The sequence below is a fragment of the Pseudomonas sp. genome (assembly GCF_051660785.1).
Classification (GTDB): domain Bacteria; phylum Pseudomonadota; class Gammaproteobacteria; order Pseudomonadales; family Pseudomonadaceae; genus Aquipseudomonas.
The window spans coordinates 18,647-32,933 of record NZ_JBOFQE010000075.1 but is presented as its reverse complement, the minus strand read 5'-3'; the positions used below and the strand labels follow the sequence as shown (position 1 = coordinate 32,933).

The window sequence follows — 14,287 nt, the reverse complement described above, 5'->3', positions numbered from 1 at the left end:
TCGGCAAATTGTGCAGCAAGGGTTCGACCCTGCATCTGACGGGCGACTTGACCGCGCGAGCGCTGTATCCCGAACTGCGCCTGGGCAAAGGCCTGGCTCGCGGTCGTACCGACTGGGACACTGCCCTCGATCACGCGGCCAATGTCTTCGCCCAAACCATCGCTGAACACGGGCCCGACAGCGTAGCGTTTTACATCTCCGGACAGTTACTGACCGAGGATTATTACGCCTTCAACAAACTGGCACGAGCGCTGGTGGGCACCAACAACATCGACAGCAATTCGCGGCTGTGCATGTCGTCCGCAGTGGTCGGCTACAAGCGCAGCCTGGGCGCTGATGCGCCGCCATGCAGCTACGAAGACCTGGAGTTGAGCGACTGCGTGATGATCGTCGGCAGCAACATGGCCTACGCTCACCCGGTACTGTTTCGCCGCCTGGAAGAAGCCCGATCCCGCCGTCCGCAGATGAAAGTCATCGTCATCGATCCACGTCGTACCGACACCTGCGATTTGGCTGACCTGCACCTGGCGATTCTTCCCGGGACCGATGTCGCGTTGTTCCATGGGATTTTGCACCTGCTGTTGTGGGAAGACTGGATCGACCGCGACTTCATCCAGGCTCACACCGAAGGTCTGGCCGAGCTGAAGAACCTGGTGCGCGATTACACGCCGCAAATGGTGTCGCAGCTGTGCGGGATCGAGATCGAACAACTGCAGCAATGCGCCGAATGGGTCGGCACCTCGAAGACATTTCTGTCGCTGTGGTGCATGGGGCTGAACCAGTCCACCGCCGGTAGCGCTAAAAACAGTGCGCTGATCAATCTGCACCTGGCCACCGGGCAAATCGGCCGTCCCGGCGCAGGACCTTTCTCCCTGACCGGTCAGCCAAACGCCATGGGCGGACGGGAAACCGGCAGTCTGTCGAATTTGCTGCCAGGCCATCGCGAAGCGGCCAATGCCGAGCATCGCGCGCAAGTGGCGGCCTATTGGGGCGTTGATCACCTGCCGGAAAACACCGGCCTCACCGCAATCGAACTGTTTGAGCAGGTTCGAAACGGAAAAATCAAAGCCCTGTGGATCGCCTGCACCAACCCCGCGCAATCGCTGCCGGACCAGACCGCCGTGAGCGCCGCCCTGGAGGTCTGCCCGTTCGTGGTGTTGCAGGAAGCCTTTCGCACCACCGAAACCGCTGCGTTCGCCGACCTGCTGTTGCCCGCCGCCAGCTGGGGCGAAAAGGACGGCACGGTGACCAACTCCGAACGGCGTATTTCCCATGTTCGCCGGGCCATCGCTGCACCGGGTGAAGCGCGTTCCGACTGGGCGATCACCGTGGATTTCGCACAACGCCTGGAAAAACAGCTGCGCCCTGGGCAAAACAGCCTGTTTGCCTTTGAAACGCCAGCGCAGATCTTCGACGAATACAAACACCTGACTCGCGGGCGTGATCTGGACCTGTCCGGTATCAGTCATGGGCTGATCGACCGTCTCGGCCCTCAACAATGGCCCTTCCCCGCTGGCGCCAGCACAGGCACCGCCCGCCTGTATCTGGACGGAATTTTCCCGACCGCCAACGGACGCGCGAAGTTTGTGGCTGATCCTTATCGCGCCGCCAAGGAACAGCGCGACGCACACTTCCCGCTGACGCTGATCACCGGTCGCTTGCGCGATCAATGGCACGGCATGAGTCGCACCGGCACCGCCGCGCAGTTGTTCGGGCATGTCAGTGAAGCCGTATTGAGCCTGCACCCGGATGAACTGAGCCGGAATCGCCTGCAACCCGGCGAGCTGATCAGTCTGGAAAGTCGTCGCGGCGCGGTGATCGTGCCAGTCGCCAGCGACGACAGCGTACGGCCCGGCCAAGCCTTTCTGCCGATGCACTTTGGCGACCGCTTTCTCAAGGGCGGGGTGAATACCCTCACCCTGCCCGCCTTCGATCCGCTGTCGAAACAACCGGAACTGAAACACAGCGGCGTCCGAATCGAGCCTGTAAACCTGCCTTGGCAGCTGTTCGCCCTGGTAGAGGGCAATGTTCAACAGCATTTTGAGACGCTACGACCACTCTGTGAGGCGTTTTCCTACGCCAGCCTCAGCCTGATCGGCCGCGAGCGGCCCGCGCTGCTGATACGCGCTGCCAGCGCCGGCGCGCCAGATCCGCAATTGCTGCGTGATATCGACCAATGCCTGGCGCTCATCGACGGTCCGGTATTGGCCTATGACGACCCAAAGCGTTCCATCGGCAAACGGGTGCGAATCGAGAACGGCCGGATCACTGCGATTCGCCTGGCCGGCGAAACCCTCGCCCAGCACTGGTTGCAAAACCTTTGGCTTGAGGGCCGCGCCGACGAACAACTGCGGCGCTGGCTGCTGGCGCCGCTGAGCGCGCCACCGGGCAACGCCGGAACGCCGGCACCGGCCACAAAAATTCTGTGTAACTGCAAGAACGTCAGTCAAGGCGCGGTCTGCGCCGGCATCAGCCGTGGGCTGGACTTGCAAGGTTTGAAACAAGAATTGGGTTGCGGCACGCAATGCGGTTCCTGCGTACCGGAAATCAAGCGCCTGCTGGCTGCCACCGTGCAGCCGATCGCCGTCATCTCGTGAGGAAAGCACTATGAGCGCAAAAGTCTGGCTGGTGGGTGCGGGTCCCGGCGACCCTGAATTACTGACACTCAAGGCCGTTCGGGCGTTGAGAGAAGCGGACGTGGTGTTGATCGACGATCTGGTCAATGAGGCGGTGCTGGAGCATTGCCCCGGCGCGCGGATCATTGCTGTAGGCAAACGCGGAGGCTGTCGCTCCACGCCTCAAGCCTTCATTCATCGCCTGATGCTGCGTTATGCCCGCCACGGCAAATGCGTGGTACGGCTCAAGGGTGGCGATCCGTGCATCTTCGGTCGCGGTGGCGAAGAGGCGCAGTGGCTGCGCGAGCGCGGTGTCGACGTCGAACTGGTCAACGGCATCACGGCCGGGCTGGCGGGTGCGACCCAATGCGATATTCCACTGACACTCAGAGGCGTTGCCCGCGGCGTGACGCTGGTCACCGCTCATACCCAGGATGGCAGCAGCCTGAACTGGCAGGCCCTGGCCCAGGGCGGCACGACGCTGGTGGTTTACATGGGTGTGGCGAAGCTGAGCGAAATTCGCGAGCAGCTGCTGGCTGGGGGGATGGCGGCGGATACGCCGGTGGCGATGATTGAAAACGCTTCCTTGCCGCACCAACGGGAATGTCGCAGCGATCTGACGGCCATGGAAGAAGATGCCCACGGCTTCGAACTGAAAAGCCCGGCGATCCTGGTCATTGGAACCGTAGCAGCCCGTGCAACACCGGCCCTGTGGGAGCGTGGCTTGCCCGCGATGGCGGCCGATCAATCAGCCTGAATCTCCCTGATTCACCAAATCGCAGACAAAGAAAAGCCCGGCCTAAGCCGGGCTTTTCTCAGAGCTGCGGGCTAATTACTTAGCTTGAGCTTCAACCTGCGCTTCTACGCGACGGTTTACAGCGCGACCAGCTTCAGTTTTGTTGTCAGCAACTGGGCGGGATTCGCCGTAGCCAACAGACTGAACGCGGGTCGATTCAACACCGTACTGGTTGGTCAGAACTTGCTTAACGGCGTTTGCACGGCGCTCGGACAGTTTCTGGTTGTAAGCGTCAGGACCGACGGAGTCAGTGTGACCTTCAACAGTAGTGGTGGTGGATGGGTACTGTTTCATGAAATCAGCGAGGTTTTTGATGTCGCCGTAGCTGTTAGGCTTGACTACCGACTTGTCGAAGTCGAATTTCACGTCCAGCTCAACACGAACAACTTCAGCAACTGCTGGGCAGCCATCAGCGTCAACAGTTACGTTGGCTGGGGTGTCCGGGCACTTGTCAACGTTGTCGCACACGCCATCGTTGTCGCTGTCGGAGCAGACTTCAGCTGGTGCTGGAACTGGAGCAGCAGCAGGCTTGGAGCCGCCACCGAAGTTCACACCGATACCGACGCTTGGAGCCCACTCGGTGTCGCCTTGGTCGATGTTGTATTGAGCTTCAACACCGGCACGGGCGTAGAAGTTCTCGGTGAAGTACAGCTTGGCACCGCCGCCAACGTTGGCGAAGGTAGAACGGTTACGACCGTTGCTGCCATTCTGGTCGATGCTCTGGTCCGAGAAACCGGCAGAGACGTAAGGACGCAGCATGTCACCTGGGTTGTTGAAGTGGTAAAGAGCGTCCAGAGCGGTGTTAGCGCCTTTAACGTTCTTGCCATCGTCTGCACGTACGTTGTGCACTTCGTCGTAAGCCAGACGCAGTTCAACGTCGTCGGTCAGGAAGTAACCAACCGAACCGCCGAACAGGTTGCCGTCGTTCTTGAAGTTACGAGCGCTGTCGAATTGTTCTTTCTTGGCGAAGCCTTCGATTTCAACTGCGCCTTGGCCTTGTGCCAGAGCGCCGAAAGAAGTGGCGGCAATCAAAGAACCAATGGCCAAGCCCAAGGTGTTTTTCAGTTTCATCCGTTAAATCCCCATCTGGTGATTGTGAAGCAGTCCCGCAAACCGGGGGACAACTCGGCGGCAAGTCTATCAGAACTTGCCTACACGTAAGAGATATTTGCGCTGAACTAAGTTTCAGCAACGCCTGCAAATTTCTCACGCAATTTGTCTAGAGCACGTTTGTACCGCATTTTTGTCGCACTCAAACCCATGTGCATGATGTCTGCGATCTCCTGAAACTCCAGCTCTGCGACAAATCGTAGCACCAGAATTTCACGGTCAATCGGGTTCACATACACCAGCCAGCGATCAAGTCCACCCTTGTCCTCGGGTTTCGGCATCTTCTCTTCAGACGCTTCCTCGAGGGGGTCCAGACTCAAAGCATCCATCAAGCGACGCTTTCGCCGTTCTTTCCGATACTGCGTGATGCATTCGTTGTACGTGATGCTGTAGAGCCACGTCTTGAACTTCGATTTCCCCTCGAAGTTCTTCAGGCCATACAGCACCTTCAACATCACTTCCTGACAGACATCGTCTGCGTCGCGATCGTTCCCCAGATATCTCGCACAGACGTTAAATAATGTTCGTTGGTAACGCCGCATCAGTTCTTCATAGGCGCGTGTTACGTGAAACAGCTCGGTATGCGAGCGCGCGACCAACTCCTCATCAGAGAGCTCGCGGGGGTCGTAGCGCGTGGAGAGCGATTGAGCTTTATTCAAAACAAGTCGGGCCGACAGTCAGGTCAATGTCCGCCGCAACCCTTACAGGGCACTTTGCGGCGGCATACATTAGCAGGGTTTGCCGGGTTAGCGGCTACTCACATGCTGCTCCAGGAGGATCCGATTGGAGAGAGAGACTAGCTCACCCTCATCGGTCAGCAATGTGGTTTTAACCGTGCCGATCTCTTCGATCTGACCTTCGACCTCGCCAACACGCACTTGTTGCCCAACCTGATACAACTCACGCACATAGATTCCCGCAAGAATCTGACCGGCAATTTCCCGGCTTCCCAATCCCATCGCCAGCGCAACCGCCAGACCAACGGTAATCAATACGATCACAATCACGTGGTTGAGCAGGTCAGTCTTGACCTCCAACTGGCTGATTGCGACCGAAATACTGATGATAATCACCAGGCCCTGGGCAATTCGCCCCAGGCCCGCAGCATAATCCAGCCCTACACCTTCCGCGGCACCGCGCACCAGCCCATTGGCCAGTTGCGCCAGCAAAACACCCACCAGCAGCACCAGCGCGGCGCCAAATACTTTCGGCAAATACAGCGCAAGCATGTCAAGCGTAGCCGAAACTCGTTCAAGTCCAAGGGATTCTGCGGCAGAAACCAGAAAAATCAGCAGAACGAACCAATAGACAATCTTGCCAATCAGGGTCGAGATCGGCACCTGCAGGCCGGCCCGGGACAACAATTTTGTCAGACCGGTGCCGCCCATGAGGCGATCAAGGCCGAGCTTGGCGAGCAACTTGGACAGCAAAGTATCCAAAAGTTTCGCAACGACAAAACCCAACAGCAACACGACCAGTGCGCCGAACAGGTTCGGAATGAAATTTGCCACCTTTGTCCATAACGCAGTCATTGCAGTGACGAGGCTCTGTGTCCAGAGATCAAGTTCCATATTCAATCAGCCTTATCAGCGGTGCGAACGGTAGGTTTACGGTGGCGGGAAACCGGCGAGACGTGGGCCGAGCCGTTATTGAGGGCAATCATCAGCGCGGGCAACCAGCGGCCCAGCAGGCTGAACAGATCGCCGGCGCCGACCTGGCGGTTGGCGGTTTTCAGGACACGCCCCAGACACGCATCGTCGTCTCGGGTGGACGGCGAAGCGTTCAGCATGTCGCGCAAAGACTGTTCAAACGGATCGTGCATACGCACCTCTCGTGATGTCTGTGAAAGACGCGGTCAAATTTGCCCGGGTCACATGGCTCATCGTCACACCCAGCGCAAACGGCGGAATAACCACCACTGCCCCAGCGCCACCGAGCCCACCAACAGGCAGGCGATCAGGAAACCATAGGGGCTTGCGGAGAACGGAATCCCGCCCACGTTGATACCCAACAGACCGGTCAGAAAACTCATCGGCAAAAAGATCCCGGTGATGATCCCGAAGCGGTACATCGTGCGGTTCATGCGCACGCTCAAACGCCTGTCTTCGGCCTCCAGGACCAGCCCCACCCGCTCCCGGGTCAATTCCAGCTCCTCGAGATAACGGGTCAGGCTGTTGTTCAATTCGTTCCAGTAATCGCCATCGTCTTCGACGAACCAAGGCAGTTTTATCCGTGTCAGCTGACCGAAAATTTCCCGCTGCGGAGCAAGAAAACGTTTCAGTGCAGCAGCCCGACGACGAATCTGCAAAATGGATCCGTGCTCGGGCGTATACCGTTCGTCGGTATCCAGTTTTTCTTCTTCCTCATCGACCACTTCCGAGAGGCAACTGACCAGATCCTGCACCTTGTTGGTGAGGTACTGAGCCATATAAAGGATGAGTTCGGAGGCAGTCCTGGGTCCTTTGCCTTCGGCGAGCTGCACCAATAACTCTTCGGTGGCGCGCAATGGGCGTAAACGCAGGGAAATCACTCGCTGGGCGGAGGCGAAGATCCGCACCGAGACCATGTCTTCCGGCTCGGCGCCCGGGTTCAGGTTGACCCCACGCAGAAACAGCAACAGCTCGGAGTCCGGCAACGGCAGAAGGCGCGGTCGAGTGTTCTCTTCCAGCAGCAAGTCGCAGCTGAACTCACTCAAACCGCTGGATTTGCGCAGCCAGGTATTGGTTTGCGGGTGGCTGCGATCCCAGTGCAGCCACAGGCTTTCATGGGCCTGCAGCTGCAAGTCATCGAGTTCAGTCCGGGCTATCGAACGCGCACCGCCTTTATCATCCAGCACCAGGGCATGCACCAGCCCCCACTGCGCGTTTTCTTCCTCGAACATCCTCACCCCTTGTTTGGTACGGTGGCTTTACTCAGGCATCTTCAGCGGGCTTGGCGAAACGATCACGCCGTTGTTGTCCGCATAGATGTAATGGCCTGGATGAAAGGTCACGCCGGCAAAGGTCACCGCAACGTTGAGATCGCCGATACCGCGCTTGTCGGTCTTCATCGGGTGGCTGGCCAAGGCCTGGACCCCCAGGTCGGTTTGCGCGATGACGTCGACGTCACGGATGCAACCGTAGATGACCAGCCCTTCCCAACCGTTTTTCGCGGCTTTCTCGGCGATCATGTCGCCCAGCAGCGCACGACGCAGGGAACCGCCACCGTCGACCACCAGCACCTTGCCACTGCCCTTGAGCTCGGCTTGTTCCTTGACCAGCGAGTTGTCTTCGAAGCACTTGATGGTCACGATTTCGCCGCCGAACGAGTCACGGCCACCGAAATTGCTGAACATCGGTTCCAGCACCTGCACCAGCTCCGGGTAGGCGTCGCACAGGTCAGGCGTGAGGTAATGGTTCATCGAGAAACTCCTGTAAAGAGGAAGACAATCGAGTGTGTCGCAAAGTGACCGGAACAGCTCAATGCGTCATATCTTAGCCTCAAGCCGATCAGAGCGAAATGCCCTTGTTAGAGCATCAGGCTCAAACTGCCGCAGCCAAATCCGGCTTATCTCCCAGCAAAGGCGCTTGCTGATTGGCCAGCCAGCGTGCCACCAACGGCCAGACTTCGGCTTGAGCGGCTTTGCTGACGAGCATTTCAACGTGACCGAAATTATCGCCAAAGCCCTGCTCGCGACCAAGGTTGATAAATTGCTTGTGTTCGCAACCCACTTGATCGAACAGCTTGCGGCACGCCCACGCCGGATCCTGATGATCGCCCGCGGCGCTCACGGCCAGTACGGGCATCTGAATTCCGGCCAATCCTGCCCACCAGTCCTTGTCCGCATCGCCGAAGCGCCCGAACAGGCCGTACCAGCGCATGCTTTCCAGGGCCAGGCCAATCGGCTCGTCCTCCGGGCCGCGCTTGAGCCGTGAGCCGGACAGCTGGGCGAAGCGCTTGAGAATGAAGCGCCCGCCCCACTCCACCGGTGGAATTTTCAATGGCCAGTAAGTGCGACTGACTTGCGTACCGAAGAACGCCGCAGACGCGACGACAGGTTCGCCAATGTATTCGCCACCCAGCGCCGCCGCCAGGGTGATGCCGCCCAGCGAGTGGCCAATCCAGTGCGGAACCTGGCCGCTCTGCTCGCGCACGAAGGCGCCAATGGCCGGCAGGTCGTAACGGGCATAGTCGGCAACGCGGTTCTTGCGGTAGTTCTGATTGCGCTGGGACAGGCCATGGCCGCGCATTTCCGGAATCCACACATCGAATCCCAGACGCGTCAGGTAGGCACCCAGCCCCAGCCCTTTCGGCGAGAACCAGAACCGTCGATTGGAAAAGCTGCCGTGCAACAGAATCACCGGCACGCCACCGTGCGCGGGCGTGTCCGCCATGCCCAAACGGGTCACAGCCAACTCCACAGTGCCATCAGGACTGTTGCCGGGTTTCAAACGATAGACATCTTCGCTCAGATCGCCGCGCCGCTCGGCGCTGATCAGGGCGACAGGAAACAGGTTGCTGCTGCTTTGCATAATGCTCTTGCACAAAAAAGGGCGGCATCCAGAGGAGCCCGCCCTACTTGAATCTTAAAGCCCCAGCCACTAAGCCGGCCGGGGCTTCACTCACACCATCAAGCCGAAGCTTGACCTTCAGCCAGGAAGAACCAGGTTTCCAGTACGGAATCGGGGTTCAGCGAAACGCTTTCGATGCCCTGCTCCATCAGCCACTTGGCCAGATCAGGGTGGTCCGAAGGGCCCTGACCGCAAATGCCGATGTACTTGCCGGCCTTGTTGCACGCGGCAATCGCGTTCGCCAGCAGCTTCTTGACCGCCGGATTACGCTCGTCGAACAGGTGAGCGATGATCCCTGAGTCACGGTCCAGGCCCAGCGTCAGCTGAGTCAGGTCGTTGGAGCCGATGGAGAAGCCGTCGAAGAATTCGAGGAATTCTTCAGCCAGGATCGCGTTGGACGGCAGTTCGCACATCATGATGATGCGCAGACCGTTCTCGCCGCGGGCCAGGCCATTTTCGGCCAACAGATCGATCACCTGGCTAGCTTCGCCCAAGGTACGGACGAACGGCACCATGATTTCGACGTTGGTCAGGCCCATCTCGTTGCGCACGCGCTTGAGGGCGCGGCATTCGAGCTCGAAGCAGTCACGGAACGATTCGCTGATGTAACGCGAAGCACCGCGGAAGCCAAGCATCGGGTTTTCTTCTTCCGGCTCGTAGAGTTTGCCGCCGATCAGGTTCGCGTATTCGTTGGACTTGAAGTCCGACAGACGCACGATGACCTTTTTCGGAGTGAACGCAGCCGCCAGGGTGCTGATGCCTTCGACCAGTTTATCGACATAGAAGCCAACCGGATCGTCGTAACCGGCGATGCGCTTGTCGACGCTGTCCTTGATGTCCTGCGGCAGACCGTCGTAGTTCAACAGCGCTTTGGGGTGAACACCAATCATGCGATTGATGATGAACTCCAGGCGAGCCAGGCCCACACCGGCGTTCGGCAATTGCGCGAAGTCAAAGGCGCGGTCCGGGTTGCCGACGTTCATCATGATCTTGAACGGCAGGTCCGGCATGGCATCGACGGAGTTTTTCTTGATGTCGAAGCCCAGTTCGCCTTCGAAGATGTAGCCGGTGTCGCCTTCAGCGCAGGACACGGTCACGCCCTGGCCGTCTTTCAACAACTGGGTGGCATTGCCGCAACCGACCACGGCCGGGATGCCCAGCTCGCGAGCGATGATCGCCGCGTGGCAGGTACGACCGCCACGGTTGGTGACGATGGCGCTGGCGCGCTTCATGACCGGTTCCCAGTCCGGGTCGGTCATGTCGGAGACCAGTACGTCGCCTGGCTGGACCTTGTCCATCTCGGACACGTCCTTAATGATGCGGACCTTGCCGGCGCCGATGCGCTGGCCGATGGCGCGGCCTTCAACCAGCACGGTGCCGGTTTCTTTCAACAGGTAGCGTTCCATGACGTTGGCCGAGGTGCGGCTCTTCACGGTTTCAGGACGGGCCTGAACGATGTAGAGCTTGCCGTCGTCGCCGTCTTTGGCCCATTCGATGTCCATCGGGCACTTGTAGTGCTTCTCGATGATCATCGCCTGCTTGGCCAGTTCGCTGACTTCGGCGTCGGTCAGGCAGAAACGGGCGCGATCAGCCTTGTCCACGTCGATGGTCTTGACCGATTTACCGGCCGTGGCGACTTCGCCGTAGATCATCTTGATGGCCTTGCTGCCCAGGTTGCGACGCAGGATGGCCGGACGACCGGCTTCCAGCGTGCCTTTGTGGACGTAGAACTCATCCGGGTTCACCGCGCCTTGTACGACGGTTTCACCCAGGCCGTAGGCGCCGGTGATGAACACCACGTCACGGAAGCCCGATTCGGTATCGAGGGTGAACATCACGCCGGCAGTGCCGGTTTCGGAGCGGACCATGCGCTGCACGCCAGCCGACAGGGCCACCAGCTTGTGGTCGAAGCCCTGATGGACGCGGTAGGAAATCGCGCGGTCGTTGAACAGGGAGGCGAACACCTCTTTGGCGGCGCGAATGACGTTTTCGACACCACGGATGTTCAGGAAAGTTTCCTGCTGACCGGCGAAGGAAGCGTCAGGCAAGTCTTCGGCGGTAGCGGAAGATCGCACGGCTACGGCCATGTCAGGGTTGCCGGCCGACAGCGTGGCGAACGCGGTGCGGATCTCGGCGTTGAGCTTCTCGGGGAACTCGGCTTCCATGATCCATTGACGGATCTGGGCACCGGTCTTGGCCAGGGCGTTGACATCGTCGACGTCCAGGGCGTCGAGGGCGGCATGGATCTGATCGTTAAGGCCGCTCAGTTCCAGAAAATCACGATAAGCCTGAGCTGTCGTGGCGAAGCCACCGGGCACAGATACACCGGCACCTGCAAGGTTACTGATCATCTCGCCCAGGGATGCGTTCTTGCCCCCTACGTGCTCTACATCATGGACGCCGAGCTTATCGAGGGAAACTACGTACTCTACCAAGGTGATCTCTCCACTAACTGTGTTGGAAAAGCTCAGAAGCCGGTGCTCGGGGGAGCGTTTGCCGGCTGTATGGCCTGGACCTGGAAAATAAGTGAGAATGCGGGCCACTGGCGGCCGGCAAATCGCGCCTACTATATCCAAGATTCGTCACAAGTGTCCTGTGTCGCAAATGCGTGCCTTTTTGGCGAGTGACTGTTGTTGCCAGACAAGGCGCCGCGACAAGTCATAGCTGGCTATGGCGAGGAGCGGCAACGTAGTATGGCAACAACAGGCGCCGCCTAAAAGGTGCGCATTTGTGATACAGGACACTCACTTAAGGCCCAAGGTGCAAATGAAACGATCTGCTTTCTTTATTTCCGATGGCACCGGCATTACAGCCGAAACCCTCGGCCAAAGCCTCCTGGCGCAGTTCGAAAACATTACCTTCAGCAAATTCACGCGCCCGTACATCGACAACGTGGATAAAGCGCGGGCCATGGTACAACAAATCAACAAAGCCGCCGAAACCGACGGCTTCCGGCCGATTATCTTTGACACCATCGTCAATCAGGACATCCGTGAGATCCTCGCAACCTCCAATGGTTTCATGATCGACATTTTCTCGACCTTCCTGGCACCGCTTGAACAGGAACTGACCGAGCATTCTTCCTACACCGTCGGCAAGTCCCACTCCATTGGCGGCAACTCCAATTACATGGAACGCATCGAGGCGGTGAACTTCGCCCTCGACAACGACGACGGCGCCCGCACGCATTATTACGACAAGGCCGACCTGATCCTGGTTGGCGTGTCGCGTTGTGGCAAGACGCCGACGTGCCTGTACATGGCGATGCAATTCGGCATTCGTGCGGCCAACTACCCGCTGACCGAAGACGACATGGAACGCCTGCAACTGCCCAACGCCCTGCGCGCCCATCAGCACAAGCTGTTCGGCCTGACCATCGACCCGGACCGCCTCACCGCCATCCGCAACGAGCGCAAGCCCAACAGCCGCTATTCGAGCTACGCCCAGTGCGAGTTCGAAGTGCGCGAAGTGGAGAACCTGTTTCGCCGCGAGAACATTCCCAACATCAATTCCACGCATTTTTCCGTGGAAGAGATTTCGGCGAAGATTCTGGTGGAGAAAGGGGTTGAGCGGCGCTTTAAGTAGCTCGCTATTGCCTGTTCTGGCCTCATCGCCAGCAGGCTGGCTCCCACATTTGATCAGCGGTGAACACAAATCAATTGTGGGAGCGAGCCTTCTCGCGATTGAACGATTACGCGGTCTCCTAGATAACAAACAAATCCACAAACCGATTAACAGGTGTTGCTTCCAGCGCAGCCTGATCCTTGCACAACGCAAAAATCTCGGCGCTTCGCTGCGCAGTGAAGCGCGTCGCCAGGTTGGCCTTGAACTTGTCTTCCAGCAGCGGAATCCCGTCGACTCGGCGCCGGCGGTGGCCGATCGGGTACTCGACCACCACGTTGTCGGTGCTTGAACCGTCCTTGAAAAACACCTGGATCGCGTTGGCGATGGAACGCTTGTCGGCTTCCAGGTACTCACGGGTGAAGCGCGGCTCTTCGACGATGATCATTTTCTCCCGCAGCACGTCGATGATCGGGTGCGCGGCATGGAAGTCATCTTCGTATTGCTCGGCGACCAGATTGCCGAACGCCAGCGGCACGGCGGTCATGTACTGGATGCAGTGGTCACGGTCGGCGGCATTGGCCAACGGGCCAACCTTGGAAATGATGCGGATCGCCGACTCGTGGGTGGTGATGACGATTTTGTCGATTTCATGCAGACGATTTCTAACCTGTGGATGCAGGGTCACTGCCGCCTCGCAGGCGGTCTGTGCATGGAATTCGGCGGGAAAGCTGATCTTGAACAGCACGTTTTCCATCACGTAGGTGCCGTAGGTGCGGGAGAAGCTGAACGCGCGTTTGTCTTCGGGCTTGAGCGCCAAATCGTTGTTGGTGTGGCTGAACAGCACGTCGTAGAAGCCCCATTGCCTGGCCGTCAGTACGCCGGGAATGCCCATCTCGCCGCGCATCGCGATGTCCGCCAGGCGCACGCCCCGGCTGGACGCATCGCCCGCCGCCCAGGACTTGCGCGACCCGGCATTTGGCGCATGCCGATAGGTGCGCAACGCCTGACCATCGGCGAAGGCATGGGATAACGCCGACAGCAACTGCTCGCGATTGGCGCCCATGAGTTTGGCGGTGACGGCGGTCGAGGCGACTTTCACCAGAATGACGTGATCGAGTCCTACGCGGTTGAAGGAGTTTTCCAGGGCGATCACGCCTTGAATCTCGTGGGCCATGATCATCGCTTCGAGCACCGCGCGAAGGGTCAGCGGCGCATCGCCATTGGCCAGGCGCTTTTGCGAGAGGTGGTCGGCCACCGCGAGAATCCCGCCGAGGTTGTCGGACGGATGCCCCCATTCGGCGGCGAGCCAGGTGTCGTTGTAGTCGAGCCAGCGCACGATGCAGCCGATGTCCCAAGCCGCTTTGACGGGATCGAGCCGGAAACTGGTGCCAGGAACCCGGGCGCCGAACGGAACGACGGAGCCTTCGACGATCGGTCCGAGGTGTTTCGTGCATTCGGGAAAGCGCAAGGCCAGCAGGCCGCAGCCCAACGTATCCATCAGGCAGTTGCGGGCGGTGTCCAGCGCTTCCTGGGATTCGATTTTGAAGTGGAGGACGTAATCGGCGATGTCCTGCAGGACGGTGTCGTAGTCGGGGCGGTTGTTCTGGTCGACGTTGGTGCTCATGTTCGATTCACTCTTGAAGTGGTTCGTT

General features: G+C 59.0%; 12 protein-coding genes. 3 read left to right on the top strand and 9 right to left on the bottom strand.

From position 1 onward, the window contains the following. Positions 1-8 precede the first annotated feature (8 nt). Together ACRC4F_RS19815 and cobA are read left to right on the top strand one after the other, a co-directional pair. Positions 9-2,597, top strand: a complete 2,589-nt coding sequence (locus ACRC4F_RS19815) for a nitrate reductase (RefSeq protein WP_438660981.1) — start codon at positions 9-11, stop codon at positions 2,595-2,597. Positions 2,598-2,607: 10 nt separating this feature from the next. Beyond that, positions 2,608-3,372 carry a uroporphyrinogen-III C-methyltransferase gene (gene cobA, locus ACRC4F_RS19810; protein ID WP_438660856.1) on the top strand — a complete coding sequence of 255 codons (765 nt, stop codon included), beginning with the start codon at positions 2,608-2,610 and terminating at the stop codon, positions 3,370-3,372. A gap of 75 nt (positions 3,373-3,447) precedes the next feature. Here the strand turns inward: cobA and ACRC4F_RS19805 are convergent, their stop codons facing one another. The 8 genes from ACRC4F_RS19805 to ppsA all read right to left on the bottom strand — a co-directional run bounded on the left by ACRC4F_RS19805 (position 3,448) and on the right by ppsA (position 11,506). Further along, complete coding sequence (locus tag ACRC4F_RS19805) at positions 3,448-4,482, bottom strand: OmpA family protein (protein ID WP_438660855.1); 1,035 nt, start codon at positions 4,480-4,482, stop codon at positions 3,448-3,450. A 107-nt stretch (positions 4,483-4,589) separates the two neighbouring features. Continuing rightward, entirely contained in the window at positions 4,590-5,180 is a 591-nt protein-coding gene (gene sigX / locus ACRC4F_RS19800; RefSeq protein WP_429529663.1) for an RNA polymerase sigma factor SigX, read from the bottom strand. An 87-nt stretch (positions 5,181-5,267) separates the two neighbouring features. After that, on the bottom strand, positions 5,268-6,092 hold the full coding sequence (locus tag ACRC4F_RS19795; RefSeq protein WP_008027407.1) for a mechanosensitive ion channel family protein: 825 nt from the start codon (positions 6,090-6,092) through the stop codon (positions 5,268-5,270). A 2-nt stretch (positions 6,093-6,094) separates the two neighbouring features. Continuing rightward, positions 6,095-6,343: a hypothetical protein gene (locus ACRC4F_RS19790; RefSeq protein ID WP_007944521.1), complete on the bottom strand. Its 249-nt coding sequence runs from the start codon at positions 6,341-6,343 to the stop codon at positions 6,095-6,097. Between the two features lie 63 nt (positions 6,344-6,406). Further along, positions 6,407-7,402, bottom strand: a complete 996-nt coding sequence (locus ACRC4F_RS19785) for a zinc transporter ZntB (RefSeq protein ID WP_438660854.1) — start codon at positions 7,400-7,402, stop codon at positions 6,407-6,409. A 27-nt stretch (positions 7,403-7,429) separates the two neighbouring features. Then, a complete protein-coding gene (gene rraA / locus ACRC4F_RS19780; protein ID WP_438660853.1) occupies positions 7,430-7,921 on the bottom strand; it encodes a ribonuclease E activity regulator RraA in 492 nt (163 codons plus the stop codon). 121 nt (positions 7,922-8,042) lie between these two features. Next, positions 8,043-9,032 (bottom strand): alpha/beta fold hydrolase, encoded by a 990-nt coding sequence (locus ACRC4F_RS19775; protein ID WP_438660852.1) that lies wholly within the window; start codon positions 9,030-9,032, stop codon positions 8,043-8,045. A 98-nt stretch (positions 9,033-9,130) separates the two neighbouring features. Beyond that, entirely contained in the window at positions 9,131-11,506 is a 2,376-nt protein-coding gene (gene ppsA / locus ACRC4F_RS19770; RefSeq protein ID WP_438660851.1) for a phosphoenolpyruvate synthase, read from the bottom strand. 331 nt (positions 11,507-11,837) lie between these two features. Here ppsA and ppsR point away from each other — a divergent pair, with 331 nt between their 5' ends. Further along, positions 11,838-12,656, top strand: a complete 819-nt coding sequence (ppsR, locus tag ACRC4F_RS19765) for a posphoenolpyruvate synthetase regulatory kinase/phosphorylase PpsR (RefSeq protein ID WP_438660850.1) — start codon at positions 11,838-11,840, stop codon at positions 12,654-12,656. Positions 12,657-12,774: 118 nt separating this feature from the next. Here ppsR and prpD read toward each other — a convergent pair whose 3' ends face one another. Beyond that, positions 12,775-14,259, bottom strand: coding sequence for a 2-methylcitrate dehydratase (gene prpD / locus ACRC4F_RS19760; protein ID WP_438660849.1), 1,485 nt, complete (start codon positions 14,257-14,259; stop codon positions 12,775-12,777). Positions 14,260-14,287 lie beyond the last annotated feature (28 nt).

Excerpts from the sequence above, each read along its gene's own strand:
- ACRC4F_RS19785 (WP_438660854.1), bottom strand. The coding sequence starts at position 7,402 with ATGTTCGAGGAAGAAAACGCGCAGTGGGGGCTGGTGCATGCCCTGGTG.
- ACRC4F_RS19775 (WP_438660852.1), bottom strand. The coding sequence starts at position 9,032 with ATGCAAAGCAGCAGCAACCTGTTTCCTGTCGCCCTGATCAGCGCCGAG.
- ACRC4F_RS19805 (WP_438660855.1), bottom strand. The coding sequence starts at position 4,482 with ATGAAACTGAAAAACACCTTGGGCTTGGCCATTGGTTCTTTGATTGCC.
- ppsR (WP_438660850.1), top strand. The coding sequence starts at position 11,838 with ATGAAACGATCTGCTTTCTTTATTTCCGATGGCACCGGCATTACAGCC.
- ACRC4F_RS19795 (WP_008027407.1), bottom strand. The coding sequence starts at position 6,092 with ATGGAACTTGATCTCTGGACACAGAGCCTCGTCACTGCAATGACTGCG.
- prpD (WP_438660849.1), bottom strand. The coding sequence starts at position 14,259 with ATGAGCACCAACGTCGACCAGAACAACCGCCCCGACTACGACACCGTC.
- cobA (WP_438660856.1), top strand. The coding sequence starts at position 2,608 with ATGAGCGCAAAAGTCTGGCTGGTGGGTGCGGGTCCCGGCGACCCTGAA.
- ACRC4F_RS19790 (WP_007944521.1), bottom strand. The coding sequence starts at position 6,343 with ATGCACGATCCGTTTGAACAGTCTTTGCGCGACATGCTGAACGCTTCG.
- rraA (WP_438660853.1), bottom strand. The coding sequence starts at position 7,921 with ATGAACCATTACCTCACGCCTGACCTGTGCGACGCCTACCCGGAGCTG.